The organism is Streptomyces sp. NPDC001744 (assembly GCF_042892575.1).
GTDB lineage: Bacteria > Actinomycetota > Actinomycetes > Streptomycetales > Streptomycetaceae > Streptomyces.
The window spans coordinates 89,825-108,763 of record NZ_JBIAUG010000017.1 but is presented as its reverse complement, the minus strand read 5'-3'; the positions used below and the strand labels follow the sequence as shown (position 1 = coordinate 108,763).

The following is an 18,939-nucleotide window of genomic DNA, read 5'->3' as shown; positions in this document are numbered from 1 at the left end:
CCGGCCCCCGTTCCGAACCCCGCTCCGGCCCGGCCGTCCGCCCCGCACATCTCCCCCCAGGAGTCCCGCCTCCCGCCCCCGCGACACACCTGCCCCCCGGTCCTTGCCGCCCGGAACCGGCCGCCCCGAACTACCCTGGTAGGCGTGGCCGAGACCGTTCTCACCAACACCGGGCTCGACGGCTTCCTCGACGAAGCGCCCGAGCGCCGCGACCCCGCGTTCGCGCGTGCCGCCGAGGCGGTGTTCGGGCTCCTCGCGCTCCGGGGGGCCGACCGGGGGACGGGCGTGCCCGAGCCGACGCCCGCGCTGGCGCGTAGGCTCCTCGTGGAGGACCTGCCGGCGTTCGTGTACCTGCCGCCCGGCGACCTGGCGCTCTGCCCCGCCGTGCTCGGGGCGCTCGCCGCCCGCTTCGACCAGGAGTGCGCCGAACGGATCGCCGGAGCGGTCGCGGAGGCCGTGCCCGACTTCGAACGGGCCATGAGCGACCCCGGGAACCTCACCTGGCACCGCTGGTACGCCTCCCTGCTGCGGACCTGCGGCGCCGACCTCACCGACCCCGAGGACGTGCGGCGCAGGCTCCCCGCCCTCGACGGCGCCCCCCTCCCCGACGGCGTGCACCGGGCCGGTCTCATGGGCCGGACCGCCCTCGCGGACGCCCTGCTCACCGAGGCGCTCACGCGCGCGTACGTACGGGACGCCGAGGCGCCCCCGCCCGCCGGTCCGCTGCTCACCGACCACGCCGTCGCGGCCGGCATCGGCCGGGTGGCCGCCGCGCTCCAGGACCGGTGGACCGCCGCCGGGCTCGCCGAACAGCTCGCCGGACCGTACGCGCACTACGCGCCCGGACCCGGCGCCTTCCCCCACCTCGACCTGGCCGACGCCCTCCTCGACGAACACCTCGACCACCACGGGGACCCCGGCGTCCCCGTGCCCCCGCCGCCCGCCGTCGAGCCGGGGCCCGTCGAGGCCGACGCGGACGTCCTCCTCGCCGCCGTCGAGGAGCTGGCGGAGGAGGAGTTCGAGCCGTACGGGGGAGAGGCCCCGCACCTGCTGTACGTGGTCTACCGGCGCGGCTGCTCCGCGGAGTCCGTCGCCCGCAAGGCCGCCGAGTACGAGGACCGGAACGTCGATCCGGCCCTGGAGGACCTGCCCGTGCCGGTGCCGGACGGCGCTTCCGGCGCCCCCGGCGCGTACGCCGTCCCGCCCGTGCCGGAGCTGGTCCGGCTGCTCGGCACGCCGGAGCCGGACGAGGCCGAACGGGCCCGGCTCGAAGGACCCGCCCGGGACCTGGCCGCCGTCCTCGACCGGCTCGCCGCCACCGGTCTGGTCTTCCGCGCCGGTGACGCCTTCGGGCTCACCCCGCGCGGCGCGGGCACCCTGCGCTACCTCCTCCGTGTGCGCGGAGTCGCCGCGCCCGACGCCGCCGAGGCCGCCGCCTGGTCCGCGCCCGTCCTGGTCGCCGCCGCCGGGGCCTGGCCCGCGTCCGCCGCCGCGCGCGTGCTCACCGCCTGGCTCCGGGCGCGCGTGAACACCGCCCGCGCCTGGACCGAACTCCTCGACGCGCTCGGCACCGTCCACGCCGGCACCTCCGAAGCGGCCGCCGTCCGGAGGCTGTTCACCGTCCTGGACACCTCCGCCGCCCCGCCGGACGCGCTGCGCGCCGCCCTCGGCGACCCGGTGCTCGGCGCGTACGTCCTGCGGGCGCTGGAGGCCCGGGGCGAGGAGGCCGATCCGCTCCGGGTGCCCGCCTCGGCGCGGGCGCTGTGCCTCCTCGACTCGCTTCCCGCCAAGCGGGGCCCCCTGGAGTCCCGCCGCGCCGCCTTCGACCGGGCCGCGGCCACCTGGCCCGGCGGCTCCGCCGCCCTGGTCCGCACGATGACCGGGGCGGACCGCCATGAGACCGCGCGGGTCCTGGGGCCGCTCGGCGTCGTCCTCCCGTGAGGCCGCCCGCCCCCGGGCACGCCTCCGCCCCCGGAGCCGTGCGTTCACCGGGGGCGGAAGGCGTCGTGCGGGCCGGGGGCCGGGGTCAGCCGGTCAGCTGCTCGTACGCGGGGAGCGTCAGGAAGTCCGCGTAGTCCGCGTCGAGAGAGACGCGCAGGAGCAGGTCGTGCGCCTGCTGCCACCTGCCGGCCGCGAAGGCCTCCTCGCCGATCTCGGCCCGGACGGCGGCCAGTTCCGCGGCGGCGACCTCGCGGGCCAGCTCGGGGGTGGCCTTCACCGTTTCCCCGGCGTGCTCGAATTCGACGCCGGCGTTGATCCACTGCCAGATCTGGGAGCGGGAGATCTCGGCCGTGGCCGCGTCCTCCATCAGGTTGAAGATGGCGACGGCGCCGAGGCCGCGCAGCCACGCCTCGATGTAGCGGATGCCGACCTGGACGGCGTTGCGCAGGCCGTCGTAGGTGGGCTTCGCGTCGAGGGAGTCGATCGCGATCAGGTCGCCGGCGGCGACGGACACGTCCTCGCGGAGGCGGTCCTTCTGGTGCGGCTTCTCGCCGAGGACGGCGTCGAAGGAGGCCATCGCGATCGGCACCAGGTCGGGGTGGGCGACCCAGGAGCCGTCGAAGCCGTCGCCGGCCTCGCGGTCCTTGTCGGCCTTGACCTTCTCGAACGCGACCTTGTTGACCTCGGCGTCCTTGCGGGACGGGATGAAGGCCGCCATGCCGCCGATCGCGTGCGCGCCGCGCTTGTGGCAGGTGCGCACCAGGAGTTCGGTGTACGCGCGCATGAACGGGGCCGTCATCGTGACCGCGTTGCGGTCCGGCAGGACGAACCTGGCGCCGCCGTCACGGAAGTTCTTGACGATGGAGAAGAGGTAGTCCCAGCGGCCCGCGTTCAGGCCGGAGGCGTGGTCGCGCAGCTCGTAGAGGATCTCCTCCATCTCGTACGCGGCCGTGATGGTCTCGATGAGGACGGTGGCGCGGACGGTGCCCCGCGGGATGCCGACGTAGTCCTGGGCGAAGACGAAGACCTCGTTCCAGAGGCGGGCCTCCAGGTGCGACTCCGTCTTGGGCAGGTAGAAGTACGGGCCCTTGCCGAGGTCGATCAGCCGCCGCGCGTTGTGGAAGAAGTAGAGGCCGAAGTCGACCAGCGCGCCCGGCACCGGGCGTCCGTCGAAGGTGAGGTGACGCTCCTCCAGGTGCCAGCCGCGCGGCCGCATGACGACCGTGGCCAGCTCGTCGGCGGGCTTGAGGGCGTACGACTTGCCCGAGCGCGGGTCCGTGAAGTCGATGTTCCGGGTGTACGCGTCGATCAGGTTGAGCTGGCCCAGGACGACGTTCTCCCAGGTCGGCGCCGAAGCGTCCTCGAAGTCGGCGAGCCAGACCCGCGCGCCGGAGTTGAGCGCGTTGATCGTCATCTTGCGGTCGGTCGGGCCGGTGATCTCGACCCGGCGGTCGTTCAGGGCCGCCGGGGCCGGCGCGACCTTCCAGGAGTCGTCGGCGCGGATCGCGGCGGTCTCCGGCAGGAAGTCCAGGGTGGAGGTGCGGGCGATCTCGGCGCGGCGCTCCGCCCGGCGGGCGAGGAGTTCGTCCCGGCGCGGGGTGAACCGCCGGTGCAGTTCGGCGACGAAGGCCAGGGCGGCCTCGGTGAGCACCTCCTCCTGGCGCGGCAGGGGCTCGGCATCGACGACGACCAGGGGGGACGGCGCTGGTGCGGACATGAACTGTCACTTCCTTCAGCGGACTTCGCGGGCGGTGCCATGCGGCCGCCGGGCGTCACGGGACGGCACGGAGTGCCGCCGGAGCCGGGATGCGGCCGCGAGCGCCCTCTGGGGTAGCAGGCGCTTCTGAACAGTGGATACTAGTTTCCTCATGGTGGAAGTTCAATCGTTTGTTGATGTCGAGATTCTCCGGATCGACAGAACGTGGCGCCCGGTGCCGGGCACCCGCCCGTCCCGGCCTCACTCCAGGCGCGCCAGATCCGCCTCGGTGTCGACGTCGTGGGGATCGGCCGCGTCGGAGCATTCCACCGGCGTGACCGCGTCCCCGCGCGCCGCCAGGTAGTCCCGTGCGCCCCGGTCGCCCGCCGCCGCCTCCGCGACGCCCGCCCAGTGCCCGGCGCCGAGCAGCACCGGGTGGCCCCGCCGCCCCCCGTACGAGGCCGCCGCCAGCGAGTCCCGCGACGCGTAGGCCGCCCGGACCCGGGCCGCCGCCTCCGCCCCGATCCCCGGCTGGTCGACGAGGAGGACGAGCGCCGCGTCCACCCCGCGCGGATCGGCGGCGAGCGACGCGAGCCCGGCCCGGAGCGAGGAGCCCATCCCCTCCGCCCATCCCGGGTTCTCCACCAGGACGCATCCGGGCAGGTCGGCCCGCTCCCGCACGGCGTCGGCCGCCGCCCCCAGCACCACGTGCACCACCTCGCACCCGGCCGCCCGCAGCACCCCCGCCGCGTGCTCGACCAGGGGGCGTCCCCGGTGGGTGAGGAGCGCCTTGGGGCGGCCCCCGAGCCGGCGCCCGCCCCCGGCGGCGAGCAGGAGTCCGGCCACCCCGGCGGAACGGTCAGTAAATCGATCGCTTGTTCGATAGTCTGCGGTCGTCATGGGAACTGCCTACCCCGTCGGGGGTGACGGCACGGGTGCCCGAATCAGCCTTGCGGGGGGTGGCGCGGAGGGTGGCGAAGGAGTTTACTGGCCCGACTCGCGGCGCCCGGCCGCCTTTCCGCGGGCCGGTCCTGAGCGTTCGGAGTGTTCCCGGTGTGGAGTTCTGCGCACAGTGTCGTGCGAGGGGGAGAACCATGTTGCGAAGCGTGGGGCAGAGGCGAGTGGGCGGCGAGGTCGTGGACCCCAGGGTGGCCGAACTGCGGTGCGCGGTCTCTCGGCTCCGACGTGAACTGGCCGCGCACCGCGCCGATTTCGCCGACCGTGAGATCGCCGAGGGGGAACTCGCCGCGCTCGACGCCATGGCGCTCGCCGGTGCTCCGGAGGTACGGCGGCTGCGCCGCTCCCTGCTGATCGTCGCGGGCTGCGTCGGCTCCGTCAGCGCGCTCGCGGACGGCCTCGCGGGGGTCCGCCGGGCCGTCGAACTCTTCGGCCCGCCGCCGGAGCGGAACACCACGGACTGAAAGGCCGTCAGGAGGGCCCGGGACCCGGGGCGGAGGCGGGGGACCGGCCGGACGGAGGTCCGGGCCGACGGCCGGCCGGGGCCCGGGGCCGCCCGCCGGCCGCGGTCCGCCCCCTACCGCCGGATCAGGCGCCGTGCCGTCGCCGCCGCCACCGCCGCCGTGCGGGAGTCCACGCCCAGCTTCGCGAAGACGTGGACCAGGTGGGACTTCACCGTCGCCTGGCTCAGGAACAGCGCCTTGCTGATCTGCTGGTTCGACAACCCCTCGCCAACCAGCCGGAGCACCTCCAGCTCACGCTTGGTCAACGCCTCCGCCGGGGTCCGCATCCGGTCCATCAGCCGGTGCGCGACCGCCGGCGCGAGGGCCGACTGTCCGGCCGCCGCCGTCCGGACCGCCGCCGCCAGCTCCTCCGGGGGCGCGTCCTTCAGGAGGTAGCCGCAGGCGCCCGCCTCCACCGCCGCCAGGATGTCCGCGTCCGAGTCGTACGTCGTCAGGACCAGCACCTTCGGCCCGTCCGGCGCCGCCGTGATCGCCGCCGTCGCCTCCGAACCGTGCGCCCCCGAACCGAACTGCAGGTCCATGAGGACCACGTCGACGCCCCCGGCGGCGGCCAGCTCCACCGCGCGCTCGGCGGTGGCGGCCTCCGCGACGACCGTGAAGTCCGGTTCGGTGTCGAGGACGGCGCGCAGACCCGCCCGTACCACCGGGTGGTCGTCGGCGAGCAGCAGACGGACGGTCATGCGGAACCTCCGGCGGGAGCGGAGGCTCCGGGGCCTCCGGCGGGAAGGGGCAGCGAGACGGCGACGGCGGTGCCCTGGCCGGGCGCGGACTCGACGGTGAACGCGCCGCCCAGCGACTCCGCCCGCGAACGCATCGCGGGAAGCCCGAAGCCGCCCTCGGACGAGGGGCGCACGGAGCCGGGATCGAAGCCCCGCCCGTCGTCCACCACGTCCAGCGTCACCGACGCGCCCATGAACGACAGGGTGATCTCCGCCCGCGAGGCCGAGGCGTGCCGGACCGTGTTCGCGAGCGCCGACTGCGCGATCCGCAGCAGCGCCACCTCGTACGGCGTCGGCAGCTCCACCGGCGTCCCGCTCACCGAGAACCGGACCCGCGGCCCCGCCCCCGGCCCGTACGGACCGGAGCCCGCCCCGGGCTCGCACAGCCGTTCCAGGGCCGCCGCCAGGGAACCGTGCTCCAGGTCCGAGGGCGACAGCGCCCGCACGAAGCGCCGCGCCTCCGCCAGGTTGTCCTGCGCCGCCCGGCGCGCCCGGTCGATGTGCCCGGCGGCCGGGGAGTCCGGCGGCAGCGCCCGCTCGGCCGCCCGCAGCAACAGCTGGATCGAGGACAGGCCCTGCGCGAGCGTGTCGTGGATCTCCCGGGCGATCCGTTCCCGCTCGGCCAGCGTCCCCGCGTGCCGCTCCGCCGCCGCCAGCTCCGCCCGCGTCGCGATCAGTTCCTCGATCAGCCGGCGCCGCCGCTCGCTCTCCCGGTAGAGGGCCTGGTAACCGAGGACCGTCGCCACCGCGACCGCCGCACCGAGCAGCGGCCCGATGAAGACCCCGGGGTTGAGCGCGGCGCCGTGCCCCACGTACGAGAGGATCGCCGCGCCCGCCGTCACCGCCACCGCGGGCAGCGACCAGCGGACGGGCAGCAGGTGCAGCTGGAGGAAGTAGAGCGGGAAGGCCACCCAGAGCGCCTCGGGCGTCAGACAGAGCATCGCCAGCCAGGACGCCCCCAGGACCCCCAGCCAGCCGGCGGCCGCCCGCCGGGAGCCGCGCACCGCCGGCAGGCGCGGTCCCGCCGCGTAGACCGCCCCGGTCACCGCCGCCGCCACCGTCCCGGCCGCCGAGTGCGCCCGCACCGCCGCCAGGACGAGCAGACCCGCCATGAGCAGGTGCAGGCAGAGGCGCAGCACGAACGGGGCGGGGGTGAGGGGGCGCGGGGCGGGGTGGAGGGAGGGGTGGGGATCCATGACCCCTCCAGCGTAGACAGCGGGCGACGGTCCGGGCTCAACCGAAAGTTTGATTGCGGAGCCATCCGTGGCGCGATGCCCGCGCGGGGGTGCGCGGACCACTCTGGTCGGCATGTTCGTGGCATGGAGAGACCTGAGATTCGCCAAGGGGCGTTTCACCCTCATGGGCACGGTGATCGTGCTGATCACCCTGCTCGTGGGACTGTTGTCCGGGCTGACCGCCGGACTCGCGCGGGAGAACGTCTCCGCGATCACCGGCCTGCCCGCCGACCGGCTGGCCTTCGCGGCGTCGCCGGCCGGGCAGCCGGCCTCCTTCACCCGTTCGACGGTGACGGAGGAGCAGTGGCGGGCCTGGGCGGAGCGGCCCGGGGTGACGGGCGCGGCGCCGCTCGGCATCCGCACCCTGAACGCCGTCGCGGGCGACCGCACCGCCGCCGTCTCCGCCTTCGGCGCGGAGCCGGGTTCCGGGCTCGCGCCCGGACTGGTCGCCGCAGGGAAGGCGGTCCTGTCGGAGTCGGCGGCGCGGGAGCTGGGCGTGGGCGCCGGCGGCACCGTACGGCTCGGCCCCCTGGAGGTCGCCGTCGCGGCCGTCTCCGGGGACGCCTCGTACAGCCACACCCCCGTGGTGTGGACCTCCCTCGGCGACTGGCGGAAGCTCGGGCACGGCGGCCCCGGAGAGCGCGAGCAGGCCACCGTCATCGCCCTGAGCGGGGGAGACGGGACCGACTGGGCGGCCGGCGACGAGGCCGTCGGCACGGAGGCACGGACCCTCGACGACGCCCTCACCGCCATAGGGTCCTACCAGGCGGAGAACGGCTCCCTCCAGCTCATGCGCGGCTTCCTCTTCGTCATCTCCGCACTCGTCGTGGGAGCCTTCTTCACCGTCTGGACCATCCAGCGCGCCGGTGACGTCGCCGTCCTCAAGGCGCTCGGCGCCTCCACCCCGTACCTCCTCAAGGACGCCCTCGGGCAGGCCGTCCTCATGCTCACCGCCGGCACCCTCCTCGGGACCGCGCTCGCGGTCGGCATCGGCGCACTGATCGGCGGGGGGAACGTGCCCTTCGTCCTGGAGCCGCTCACCGTCCTCGGACCGGCCGCCGTCATCGTCGTGCTCGGTGCGCTCGGCGCCGCCCTGTCCGTCCGGCGGATCACCGCCGTCGATCCCCTCACCGCCCTCGGGAGCGCACGGTGAGCCACCTTCCCGCCGCCCCCCGGAGCGCCCCGAACCGCCCCGCCCTCCCCCTCGTCCTCCGGAGCGCCCGATGAGCCTCGTCCTCGACGACGTCACCCTCACCTACCCCGACGGCGACGGCCGGCTGACCGCCCTCGACGCCGTCTCCCTCACCGTCCCCGCGGGCACGCTCACGGCGGTCGTCGGCCCGTCCGGATCCGGCAAGTCCAGCCTGCTCGCGGTCGCCGCCACCCTCGTCGCCCCGGACCGGGGGCGGGTCGCCGTCGCCGGTACGGACACGGGGGCGCTCACCCCGGCCGCCCGGGCGGAGCTGCGGCGCGAGCACATCGGGATCGTCTTCCAGCAGCCCAACCTGCTGCCGTCGCTGAGCGCGGCGGAGCAGGTGCAGGTGATGGCGCACCTGTCCGGACGCGCCCCGAAGGCGGCACGGGGGAGGGCCCTGGAACTGCTCGACGCGGTCGGCCTCGCGGACCTGGCCGGCCGCCGGCCGCACCAGCTGTCGGGCGGTCAGCGGCAGCGCGTCAACATCGCGCGGGCGCTGATGAACGAGCCGTCCGTCCTGCTCGTGGACGAACCCACCAGCGCGCTCGACCACGAGCGGGGGGCGGCGGTCATGGACCTGCTCACCCGCCTCACGGCGGAACGGGGCACGGCGACGGTCCTGGTCACCCACGACCGCGCCCACCTGTCCCGGGCGGACCGCACGGTCGCGGTCCGGGACGGACGGCTCACGGAGCCGGTGGCGACGGGCTGAGGCCGGGCCCCGGGCCCGTCACCCGTTCCCCGTCGCGTCCTCCGCCCTCTCTCCCTTCTCCCCCTTTTCTCTCTTTTCTGCCTTTTCCACCACCGTGTCCGCCGGTTCCACCGCCCGGCCGTCCGCCGCCCGCACCTCCAGGGGGCGCAGCGGCCGGCCGGTACGGCGGTCCAGCAGGCGGGACCGGGGCTCGCCGGGGGCGAAGCACTCCTCCTCGCCCCACTGGCGCAGGGCCACGATCACCGGGAACAGCGCCCGGCCCCGTTCCGTGAGGACGTACTCGTGGTGGGGGGCGCCGTCCGGCGCGGGCGTGCCGCGCAGTACCCCGGCCTCTTCCAGGGACCGCAGCCGGGCGGCCAGGATGTTCTTGGCGATGCCGAGGCTCCGCCGGAACTCGCCGAAGCGCCGGCTGCCGTCGAAGGCGTCCCGGACGATCAGCAGCGCCCACCGGTCCCCGATGGCGTCCACCGACCTGGCGACGGGACAGGGGGCGTCGTCGAAACGGGTACGGGCGACCATCCGCCCTCCTCTCCCGGCGCCTTCCGGCTGCCTCGCGATCTGGTTGCAACATGCTACCTCGTACGGCTACGGTCATCGTGGTAGCAAGTTGCAACCATCATGGGAGGTGCGTCCGCATGGCGATCGAGTGCTCCGGCCGGCCCCGCGGGGAGGGCGGGACGGACGGCTCCGGGATGCCGGACGCGCCGCCGTCCCTCCCGGCCGTGCCGCTCCTCGCGCTGGCCTGCGGCAGCTCCGTCGCCACGGTCTACTTCGCCCAGCCGCTCCTGGGGACCCTCGGGGAGCGGTTCGCGTTCGGCCCCGCGCTGCTCGGGGCGGTCGTCGCGATCACCCAGGCCGGTTACGCGGCGGGCCTGCTGCTGCTCGTTCCGCTCGGCGACCTGATCGACCGGCGGCGGCTGGTCACCGGTCAGCTCGGACTGCTGGCGCTCGCCCTCCTGGCCGCGGGCCTCGCACCGGGAGGGGCGGCGCTGCTCGCCGCGCTCGCCGTGGTCGGGCTGCTCGCCGTCGTCGCCCAGACGATGGTCGCGACGGCCGCCGCGCTGGCGCCGCCCGCCCGGCGCGGCCGCGCCGTCGGCACCGTCACCGGCGGCATCGTCACCGGAATCCTGCTGGCCCGCGCCGTCGCCGGCGTCCTCGCCGACCTCGCCGGCTGGCGGGCGGTCTACCTGGTGTCGGCGGGCGTCACCGCCGTGCTCGCCCTGCTCCTGCGCCGCGCCCTGCCGGCGGCCGTCCGGCGGACCGGGGAGCGGGAGGCGTCGTACGGGCGGCTGGTGGCCTCGACCGTCGCCCTCTTCGTCCGCCACCCGGCGCTGCGGCTCCGGGGCGCGCTCGCCCTGCTGGTGTTCGCGGCGTTCGGCACCCTGTGGAGCGGGATGGCGCAGCCGCTGAGCGGTCCGCCGTGGTCGCTGTCGCCCACCGCGATCGGCGCGTTCGGGCTCGCCGGGGCGGCCGGGGCCGTCGCCGCCGGAGCGGCCGGACGCTGGAACGACCGGGGCCTCGCGCGGCGCACGACCGGTGCGGGTCTCGCCCTGCTGCTCCTGTCGTGGCTTCCGATCGGGCTGGCCGGGCGGTCGCTGTGGGCGCTCGCGGCCGGCGCGGTCCTGCTCGACTTCGCCGTGCAGGCCGTCCACGTCACCAGCCAGACCGTGATCCACGCCGTCCGCCCGGAGGCGGGCAGCAGGATCATCGGCGGCTACATGGTCTTCTACTCGGCGGGCAGCGGCATCGGCGCCCTCGGCTCCTCCCTCGCCCACGCCGCCGGAGGGTGGCCGCTGGTGACGGCCCTCGGGGCGGCGTTCGGCCTGGCCGCCCTGCTCCTGTGGGCGACGGTCCTCCGTACGGCACCGGACCCGGCCCCGGCGCCGTCCGCCGGGTGAGGCGCGCCGCCCCGGGGGGGGTGCCGTCCCCGGGACGGCGCACCCTTCCGGAAGGGCTACGCCGCCCCGCCGCCCGCCGTGTTCGCCAGCGCCGCGGACAGGTCGCGCGCGACCTCCTGGAGCACGGGGACGATCTTCTCCGTGGCCGCCTCGGTGACCCGGCCCGCCGGGCCCGAGATGGAGATCGCCGCGGCGGTGGGGGAGTCCGGCACGGAGACCGCCAGGCAGCGGACGCCGATCTCCTGCTCGTTGTCGTCGACCGCGTACCCCGCCTCGCGGACCGCGGCGAGCGCGTCCAGGAAGCCCTCGGGCGTGGTGATCGTCTTCTCGGTCGCGGCCGGCATGCCGGTGCGGGCGAGCAGCGCGCGCACCTCCTCCGCGGGGGTGTGCGCGAGCAGCGCCTTGCCGACGCCCGTGGAGTGCGGCAGGACCCGCCGTCCGACCTCGGTGAACATGCGCATCGAGTGCTTGGACGGCACCTGCGCCACGTACACGATCTCGTCGCCGTCGAGCAGTGCCATGTTCGCGGTCTCGCCGGTCTCCTCGACGAGCCGGGCGAGGTACGGCCGGGCCCAGGTCCCGAGGAGGCGGGAGGCGGACTCGCCGAGCCGGATGAGCCGGGGACCGAGCGCGTACCGACGGTTGGGCTGCTGGCGCACGTAGCCGCAGGCGACCAGGGTGCGCATCAGGCGGTGGATGGTGGGGAGCGGCAGTCCGCTGCTGGCGGAGAGTTCGCTCAGGCCCACCTCGCCCCCGGCGTCGGCCATCCGCTCCAGGAGGTCGAAGGCGCGCTCCAGGGACTGGACGCCCCCGCTCGCGGCGGGCTTGGCGGCGTCGGTGGTGCTGGCGCTGGACGTCGGCACGTCACGGTCCTTTCGAGGCGGGCGGGCAAGGCAGCAGCCTACCGGGCCGCCGGTCGGCGCACACGGTCCCGGTCCCGGCGTCGGTGCCGGTCAGGGGGTGTTTGTCCGGTGTCGGCGGTGGCTCGGCGCCGTCCCGTCCGTGCGGAGCTACGTTCTACCCTGTGAAATTTACATTCCACTTCATGGAAACGTCCAAGCCGACGACGACCGGTGTCCGTCCGTGGGCCGGACCCTTGACGGCACGTCGTCCGGAAGTGAAGACTCCTTCAACAGTTCGTTGAATTTCTCTCCGGAGCACTGCTCCGGGGCATCCCCCCGTGCGCCCTCCGGGCCGTCGCCCCGGCCCGTGGAACGCACGGGGACAACTGGAAGAAGGGGTACGGGTGGACGTCAACCTGGTCCTGCGCTCGACGCGCGTCATCACCCCCGAGGGGACGCGCCCGGCCTCGGTCGCCGTCTCCGGAGGGACGATCGCGGCCGTACTGCCGCACGACGCCGGGGTTCCCGCCGGCGCCCGGCTGGAGGACGTCGGCGACGACGCCGTCCTGCCCGGTCTGGTCGACACCCACGTGCACGTGAACGACCCCGGCCGTACCGAGTGGGAGGGCTTCTGGACCGCCACCCGCGCCGCCGCCGCCGGCGGCATCACCACCCTGCTCGACATGCCGCTCAACTCGCTGCCGCCCACCACCACCGTGGAGAACCTGCGCGTCAAGCAGGACGTCGCCCGGACCAAGGCGCACATCGACGTCGGCTTCTGGGGCGGTGCCCTGCCCGGCAACGTCAAGGACCTCCGGCCGCTGCACGACGCCGGCGTCTTCGGCTTCAAGTGCTTCCTCTCGCCCTCCGGGGTCGAGGAGTTCCCCGAACTCGACCAGGAGCAGCTGGCGACCTCCCTCGCCGAGGTCTCCGGCTTCGGCGGCCTGATGATCGTGCACGCCGAGGACCCGCACCACCTCGCCGCCGCGCCCCGGCGGACGGGCGGCGCGTACGCCGACTTCCTCGCCTCCCGCCCCCGCGACGCCGAGAACACGGCCATCGGGAACCTGATCGACCAGGCCCGCCGGCTCGACGCGCGCGTCCACGTCCTGCACCTCTCCTCCTCCGACGCGCTTCCGGCCCTCGCCGCCGCCAAGGCCGAGGGCGTGGAGATCACCGTCGAGTCCTGCCCGCACTTCCTCACGCTCACCGCCGAGGAGATCCCGGACGGCGCCACCGAGTTCAAGTGCTGTCCGCCCATCCGGGAGGCGTCGAACCGGGACGCGCTGTGGCAGGGCCTCGCGGACGGCACGATCGACTGCGTCGTCTCCGACCACTCCCCGTCCACCGCCGACCTCAAGACACCCGACTTCGCCTCCGCCTGGGGCGGCATCTCCTCCCTCCAGCTCGGCCTGCCCGCCGTCTGGACCGAGGCCCGCCGCCGCGGCCACACCCTGGAGGACGTCGTCCGCTGGATGTCCACCGGCCCCGCCCGGCTCGCCGGACTCGACCGCAAGGGCGCCATCGAGGCCGGCCGCGACGCCGACTTCGCCGTCCTCGACCCGGACGCCGTCTTCACCGTCGACCCGGCCGAACTCCAGCACCGCAACCGGATCACCGCCTACGCGGGCAAGACCCTCAGCGGCGTCGTCACCTCCACCTGGCTGCGCGGCGAGCGGATCGCCGACCGCGGCACCCTCGCCGAACCCTCCGGCCGACTCCTCGAAAGGAACAACTGACGTGTCGTCCATACCCCGCTTCACCGGTGACGCGAGCCCCTACGGCGGCGGCGACCCGTACGCCGACTACCGCACGGCCGACTTCCCCTTCACCGGGTACGCGGACCTCGCGGACCGGCGGCTGGGCGCGGGCGTGATCGCGGCCAACGACGAGTTCTTCGCCGAGCGCGAGAACCTGCTCACGCCCGGGGCCGCCGCGTTCGACCCCGAGCACTTCGGCCACAAGGGCAAGATCATGGACGGCTGGGAGACCCGCCGCCGCCGCGGCGTCTCCGCGCGGGAGCCGCACCCCACCGAGGACGACCACGACTGGGCCCTCGTACGGCTCGGCGCTCCCGGCGTGATCCGGGGCATCGTCGTCGACACCGCCCACTTCCGGGGCAACTACCCGCAGGCCGTCTCCGTCGAGGGCGCCTCGGTCGCCGGTTCGCCCTCGCCCGAGGAGCTCCTCGCCGACGACGTGAAGTGGACGGTGCTCGTCCCGCGCACCGCCGTCGGCGGCCACGCCGCCAACGGCTTCGCCGTCGACGCCGAGCAGCGCTTCACGCACCTGCGCGTCAACCAGCACCCCGACGGCGGCATCGCCCGCCTCCGCGTGTACGGCGAGGTCGCCCCCGACCCGGTCTGGCTGGGCGCCCTCGGCACCTTCGACCTCGCGGCCCTGGAGAACGGCGGGCGGGTCGAGGACGCCTCCGACCGCTTCTACTCCCCGGCCACCCACACCATCCAGCCGGGCCGCTCCCGCAAGATGGACGACGGCTGGGAGACCCGCCGCCGCCGCGACAAGGGCAACGACTGGATCCGCTACGCCCTGGCCGCCGAGTCCGAGATCCGCGCCGTCGAGATCGACACCGCCTACCTCAAGGGCAACAGCGCGGGCTGGGCCGCCCTCTCCGTCGCCGCCGAGGGCTCGGAGGAGTGGACCGAGGTCCTGCCCCGGACCCGCCTCCAGCCCGACACCGACCACCGCTTCGTCCTGGACGCCCCGGTGGTCGGCTCCCGCGTCCGGATCGACATCTACCCGGACGGCGGCATCTCCCGCCTGCGCCTCTTCGGCTCCCTCACGGAAGCCGGCGCGGCGCGGCTGACCGCCCGCCACCAGGAGCTGGGCGGCTGACCCGTCCCGCCCGGCCTCCGTGGGCCGGGCGGGGGACGACACCCCGCCCGGTCCACGGGGGCGCACCGGCCCGGCAGCGCCGGTGCGCCCCCGGGCCCCGCCGGGAACGACCGGCCGGCGCGCGCCCGTGCGGCGGCCCGGAGCCCCGCCGCTCCCGCCGCCCCGGACGGGCGGCCCCCTCCCCGCCGGGCGCTACGCCGCGTGCCCCCCGTCCACCGAGAACTCCGCCCCCGTCACGTACCGCGCCTCCGGGCCGGCCAGGAACGCGACCATCGACGCCACCTCGTCCGGGGTGCCGAAGCGGCCGAGGGCCGTGAGGGCCTTCTGGCCGTCCGCGTACGGGCCGTCCGCCGGGTTCATGTCGGTGTCGACGGGGCCGGGGTGGACGAGGTTCGCCGTGATGCCGCGTCCGCCCAGTTCCCGGGCGAGCGCCTTCGTCAGGCCCACGAGCGCGGCCTTGCTCGTCGCGTAGAGGGTCGCGCCGGGACCCGGCACCCGCCGGGCCACGCAGCTGCCGATCGTGAGGATCCGGCCGCCTTCGGGCAGGCGCTCCGCCGCCGCCCGCGAGGCGAGGAAGACCGCCCGGACGTTCACGGCGAGGACCCGGTCCACGTCCGCGAGGGTCAGCGACTCCAGCGGGCCGAGGAGCCCGACGCCCGCGTTGTTCACCAGGACGTCGAGCCGGCCCAGGGCGTCCGCCGCCCGTGCCACCGCGCCCGCCGCGTCCCCGGCGTCCGCCGCGTCGGCCCGCAGGGGCAGCGCCTTCCGGCCGGCCTCCTCGATCCGCGCGGCGACCTCCGCGGCCCGCGCCTCGTCCCGGACGTAGGTGAAGGCCACGTCGGCGCCCTCCCGGGCGAGCCGTACCGCCGTCGCCGCGCCGATCCCCCGGCTGCCGCCCGTCACCAGGACCGCCGTGCCGTTCATCGTGGACATCCCGAAACCTCCGTGCGTCGTACTGAGTGGTCGTGGGTTCCATGGAAGTCGGCGGCGCGCCGAAACACCGGCGGCAATCGGACATCGATCCCGGGGCCGGTGGACCGGGACCGGCGCACCGGCGGGCCGGGGCCGATGGCCGGTGGACCGGGACCGGCGCACGGGTGGACCGATGAGTTCCGCCCGGCGGCGCGGTCACCCCTTCCGGAACACCACGGCCCGCAGAAGCGAGAGGACATCCGCCATGGCCACGCTCAGCCTCACCCAGTTCCTCACCCTCGACGGCGTCCAGCAGGCGCCCGGCGGCCCCGACGAGGACCCCGGCGGCGGCTTCACTCACGGCGGCTGGTCCGTGCCGTACGGCGACGAGGACTTCGGACGGTTCATGGAAGAGGTCTTCGCCCGCCCCGCCGCCTTCCTCCTCGGCCGCCGCACCTACGACATCTTCGCGGGCTACTGGCCGGAGCGGACCGACCCCGGCGACCCGATCGCGAGCAAGCTCAACGGCCTCCCCAAGTACGTCGTCGGCACCACCCTCACCGACCCCGGCTGGGCCGGGACCACCGTGCTCCGGGGCGACGTCCCCCGCGAGGTCGCCGCCCTCAAGGAGCGCACCGAGGGGGAGATCCAGATGCACGGGAGCGCCGGACTCGCCCGCACCCTCCTCGACCACGACCTCATCGACACCCTCCACCTGCTGGTCTTCCCCGTCATCCTGGGCACCGGCCGCCGCCTCTTCACCGACGGCGTCCGTCCCACCGCCTTCCGGCACACCGGGGCCCGCACCACCGGTGCGGGCGTCGCCATCCACACCTACGCGCTCCGGGGACGCCCCCGGTACGGCAGCTACTGAAAGGCGTCGTCACCGGCCGCCGTGCCGGGCACGGTGATCGCTCCGTGCGAGCCGCCGAAGCCCCCACCCCTCCGGGAAAACCCTTCACGACGGCTCCTCCGATCGCCGCCCCCGGGCACGGCGGGCGCTCAGGACTCCGGCACCCGGTCCGAGGCGATCATGACGACCACACCGAGCGCCGCGATCACGATGTCGGCGAACACCTCCCGGCCCTCCAGGAACCCCACGTTCTCCGTCAGGAACCGGGTCAGGCCCATGAACCCGAACCAGCCGTCCGTCAGTTCGCGGATCACCCCGCAGACGCCGAACACGGCCAGCAGGAACCCGGTGGTCTCCAGAAATCTCTTCATGCGCCGATCATGGCCGGGCCCCGGGACCGGTCGCGTCCGTCCCCGGTCCACGACCGCCGCTACCGAAGTACCGACCTCCGCGACTTCGGTACCGCCCCGGCCGCACACGCTCCCCGCGCCACCCCCGGCTGCGTACATTGCGGACATGACCCGTACGGACCGGCAGCGCTGGCTGCTCCCCTCCCACCTGGCCGAACCGGGCGGGGACGGGACGGGACGGCCCCGCCGTACCGTTCGCGACTGGATCGTGGACCTCTCGCTCTTCCTGCTCGCCGCGCTCGTCGGCCTCGTCGCCGCCGACACCAGCGCGCAGTACACCAGCGGGGCCGTCACCCTCCTCGACCAGCTCGCCGGCGCCGCCGCCTGCTGCGCGCTCTGGCTGCGCCGCCGGTGGCCGGCCGGGCTCGCGATCGGCCTCTCCCTGGCGAACACCGTGGCACCGGTCGCCGCCGGGGCCCTCCTCGCGAGCCTGTTCAGCGTCGCCGTGCGCCGCCCCTTCCGCGAGGTCGCCTGGATCGGGGCGCTGGCCGTGGCCACCTCGACCGCCCAGGTGTTCCTCCGCCCCGACCCCACCACCGGACTCGCGCTCTCCCTCGTCCTCGGCTTCGTCCTCATCCTGCTCGTCATCGCCTGGGGCATGCTCGTCCGCTCCCGGCGCCAGCTCGTCGAAGCCCTCAGGGAACGCGCCCGCCGCGCCGAGGCCGAGGCCGGACTGCGCGCGGCCCAGGCGCAGCGGCTCGCCCGCGAGGCCATCGCCCGCGAGATGCACGACGTCCTCGCCCACCGGCTCACCCTGCTCAGCGTGCACGCCGGGGCCCTGGAGTTCCGGCCCGACGCCCCGCCCGAGCAGGTCGCCCGCGCCGCCGGCGTCATCCGCGACAGCGCCCACGAAGCCCTCCAGGACCTGCGCGAGATCATCGGCGTCCTGCGCGCCCCCGGCGAGAACGGCGACGGCGACCGGCCCCAGCCCACCCTCGCCACCCTCGGCGCGCTGGTCGACGAATCCCGCGAGGCCGGCGCCGAGGTCGTCCTCGACACCACCGTCGACGACCCGGGCGCGGTCCCCGCCGCCACCGGCCGCACCGCCTACCGCATCGCGCAGGAGGGCCTGACCAACGCCCGCAAGCACGCCCCCGGCGCCCCGGTGACCGTCACCGTCCGGGGCCGCCCCGGCGAAGGCCTCACCGTCGAGGTCCGCAACCCGGCCCCCGCCGGACCCGCCCCGCACGTGCCCGGATCCGGCCAGGGCCTCATCGGGCTCACCGAGCGCGCCGCCCTCGCCGGGGGCCGTCTCGCACACGGTCCGGCCCCCGACGGCGGATTCACCGTGCGCGCCTGGCTACCGTGGCCCCCATGACCATCCGGCTGCTCATCGTCGACGACGACCCCCTGGTCCGCGGGGGCCTCGCCCTCATGCTCGGCGGCGCCGACGACCTCGTCATCGTCGGGGAGGGCGCCGACGGGCGGGACGTCCCCGAACTCGTCGCCCGGCACGCCCCCGACGTCGTCCTCATGGACATCCGCATGCCCCACGTCGACGGCCTCACCGCCACCGAGCTCCTCCGGGCCCGTCCCGGCGCCCCCGAGGTCGTCGTCCTCACCACCTTCCACGCCGACGAGCAGGTCCTGCGCGCCCTGCGGGCCGGCGCCGCCGGGTTCGTCCTCAAGGACACCCCGCCCGCCGAGATCGTCGCCGCCGTCCGCCGGGTCGCCGCGGGCGACCCCGTCCTCTCCCCGGCCGTCACCCGCCGGCTGATGGCCCACGTCGCGGAGCGGCGGGAGCCGCCCCGGCGCGTCGCGGCCGCCGACCGGATCGCCGGGCTCACCGACCGGGAGCGGGAGGTGGCCGTCGCCGTCGGTCACGGCCGCTCCAACGCGGAGATCGCCGCCGAGCTGTACATGAGCGTGCCGACCGTCAAGACGTACGTCTCCCGCGTCCTGGCCCGGCTCGGCCTCAACAACCGCGTCCAGATCGCCCTCCTCGTCCACGACGCGGGCCTCCTGGACGAGCCGGAGGGCCCGTAGGGCGTGTGTCGAAAGTCCCGTCCGCCCGGCGCGCCCGGCACGCACTCCTCCGTAGCCCTTCGGGCACGGGGGTGCCCCCAGCCGCGTTGTCGGGATCACCCCGATGCATCCGGTATCGGGGCGACCCTCCGCCGTGCGATCGCACGCACCGGACACCGCCGGGCCCGCCCTGCGGGCGGGCGACGCGCCTTTCGGCACACGCC

The 18,939-nt window shown here is 75.4% G+C and carries 18 protein-coding genes; 10 read left to right on the top strand and 8 right to left on the bottom strand.

Annotated features, from left to right (window positions below; all coding sequences use genetic code 11):
- Nucleotides 1-144: 144 nt before the first annotated feature.
- A complete protein-coding gene (locus ACFYZY_RS20785) occupies nt 145-1,941 on the top strand; it encodes a hypothetical protein (RefSeq protein WP_388696115.1) in 1,797 nt (598 codons plus the stop codon).
- Nucleotides 1,942-2,026: 85 nt separating this feature from the next.
- Here the strand turns inward: ACFYZY_RS20785 and aceB are convergent, their stop codons facing one another.
- Both aceB and ACFYZY_RS20775 read right to left on the bottom strand, forming a co-directional pair.
- Nucleotides 2,027-3,658, bottom strand: a complete 1,632-nt coding sequence (gene aceB / locus ACFYZY_RS20780; protein WP_388696113.1) for a malate synthase A — start codon at nt 3,656-3,658, stop codon at nt 2,027-2,029.
- Nucleotides 3,659-3,898: 240 nt separating this feature from the next.
- Nucleotides 3,899-4,537, bottom strand: coding sequence for an NTP transferase domain-containing protein (locus tag ACFYZY_RS20775; RefSeq protein ID WP_388696110.1), 639 nt, complete (start codon nt 4,535-4,537; stop codon nt 3,899-3,901).
- A 194-nt stretch (nt 4,538-4,731) separates the two neighbouring features.
- Between ACFYZY_RS20775 and ACFYZY_RS20770 the strand changes: the two genes are divergently transcribed.
- Nucleotides 4,732-5,058: a DUF5955 family protein gene (locus tag ACFYZY_RS20770; RefSeq protein ID WP_388696108.1), complete on the top strand. Its 327-nt coding sequence runs from the start codon at nt 4,732-4,734 to the stop codon at nt 5,056-5,058.
- 113 nt (nt 5,059-5,171) lie between these two features.
- Here the strand turns inward: ACFYZY_RS20770 and ACFYZY_RS20765 are convergent, their stop codons facing one another.
- A complete protein-coding gene (locus ACFYZY_RS20765; protein ID WP_388696106.1) occupies nt 5,172-5,798 on the bottom strand; it encodes a response regulator in 627 nt (208 codons plus the stop codon).
- Nucleotides 5,795-7,033, bottom strand: coding sequence for a sensor histidine kinase (locus tag ACFYZY_RS20760; protein ID WP_388696103.1), 1,239 nt, complete (start codon nt 7,031-7,033; stop codon nt 5,795-5,797). The genes ACFYZY_RS20765 and ACFYZY_RS20760 overlap by 4 nt, the downstream gene beginning before the upstream one ends.
- Before the next feature lie 112 nt (nt 7,034-7,145).
- Between ACFYZY_RS20760 and ACFYZY_RS20755 the strand changes: the two genes are divergently transcribed.
- Entirely contained in the window at nt 7,146-8,225 is a 1,080-nt protein-coding gene (locus ACFYZY_RS20755; RefSeq protein WP_388696100.1) for an ABC transporter permease, read from the top strand.
- Nucleotides 8,226-8,295: 70 nt separating this feature from the next.
- On the top strand, nt 8,296-8,979 hold the full coding sequence (locus ACFYZY_RS20750; protein ID WP_388696098.1) for an ABC transporter ATP-binding protein: 684 nt from the start codon (nt 8,296-8,298) through the stop codon (nt 8,977-8,979).
- Nucleotides 8,980-8,997: 18 nt separating this feature from the next.
- Here ACFYZY_RS20750 and ACFYZY_RS20745 read toward each other — a convergent pair whose 3' ends face one another.
- On the bottom strand, nt 8,998-9,498 hold the full coding sequence (locus ACFYZY_RS20745; protein ID WP_388696096.1) for a winged helix-turn-helix transcriptional regulator: 501 nt from the start codon (nt 9,496-9,498) through the stop codon (nt 8,998-9,000).
- A gap of 116 nt (nt 9,499-9,614) precedes the next feature.
- On the opposite strand from ACFYZY_RS20745, the gene ACFYZY_RS20740 reads away from it, so the two are divergent.
- On the top strand, nt 9,615-10,877 hold the full coding sequence (locus ACFYZY_RS20740; protein WP_388696092.1) for an MFS transporter: 1,263 nt from the start codon (nt 9,615-9,617) through the stop codon (nt 10,875-10,877).
- A 56-nt stretch (nt 10,878-10,933) separates the two neighbouring features.
- Here the strand turns inward: ACFYZY_RS20740 and ACFYZY_RS20735 are convergent, their stop codons facing one another.
- Entirely contained in the window at nt 10,934-11,740 is an 807-nt protein-coding gene (locus tag ACFYZY_RS20735) for an IclR family transcriptional regulator (protein WP_388696089.1), read from the bottom strand.
- A gap of 383 nt (nt 11,741-12,123) precedes the next feature.
- Here ACFYZY_RS20735 and allB point away from each other — a divergent pair, with 383 nt between their 5' ends.
- Both allB and alc read left to right on the top strand, forming a co-directional pair.
- Nucleotides 12,124-13,458: an allantoinase AllB gene (allB, locus tag ACFYZY_RS20730; protein ID WP_388696086.1), complete on the top strand. Its 1,335-nt coding sequence runs from the start codon at nt 12,124-12,126 to the stop codon at nt 13,456-13,458.
- A 1-nt stretch (nt 13,459) separates the two neighbouring features.
- Nucleotides 13,460-14,575: an allantoicase gene (gene alc, locus ACFYZY_RS20725; RefSeq protein ID WP_388696083.1), complete on the top strand. Its 1,116-nt coding sequence runs from the start codon at nt 13,460-13,462 to the stop codon at nt 14,573-14,575.
- A 192-nt stretch (nt 14,576-14,767) separates the two neighbouring features.
- Here alc and ACFYZY_RS20720 read toward each other — a convergent pair whose 3' ends face one another.
- Nucleotides 14,768-15,508: an SDR family NAD(P)-dependent oxidoreductase gene (locus ACFYZY_RS20720; protein WP_388696081.1), complete on the bottom strand. Its 741-nt coding sequence runs from the start codon at nt 15,506-15,508 to the stop codon at nt 14,768-14,770.
- Between the two features lie 244 nt (nt 15,509-15,752).
- Here ACFYZY_RS20720 and ACFYZY_RS20715 point away from each other — a divergent pair, with 244 nt between their 5' ends.
- Entirely contained in the window at nt 15,753-16,361 is a 609-nt protein-coding gene (locus tag ACFYZY_RS20715) for a dihydrofolate reductase family protein (protein WP_388696078.1), read from the top strand.
- Nucleotides 16,362-16,489: 128 nt separating this feature from the next.
- Here the strand turns inward: ACFYZY_RS20715 and ACFYZY_RS20710 are convergent, their stop codons facing one another.
- Nucleotides 16,490-16,711, bottom strand: coding sequence for a hypothetical protein (locus ACFYZY_RS20710; RefSeq protein ID WP_388696075.1), 222 nt, complete (start codon nt 16,709-16,711; stop codon nt 16,490-16,492).
- A gap of 145 nt (nt 16,712-16,856) precedes the next feature.
- Between ACFYZY_RS20710 and ACFYZY_RS20705 the strand changes: the two genes are divergently transcribed.
- Nucleotides 16,857-18,068 (top strand): sensor histidine kinase, encoded by a 1,212-nt coding sequence (locus tag ACFYZY_RS20705; RefSeq protein WP_388696073.1) that lies wholly within the window; start codon nt 16,857-16,859, stop codon nt 18,066-18,068.
- Entirely contained in the window at nt 18,065-18,736 is a 672-nt protein-coding gene (locus tag ACFYZY_RS20700) for a response regulator (protein WP_388696071.1), read from the top strand. Before ACFYZY_RS20705 ends, ACFYZY_RS20700 begins: the two co-directional genes overlap by 4 nt.
- The last annotated feature ends 203 nt before the right edge of the window (nt 18,737-18,939 follow it).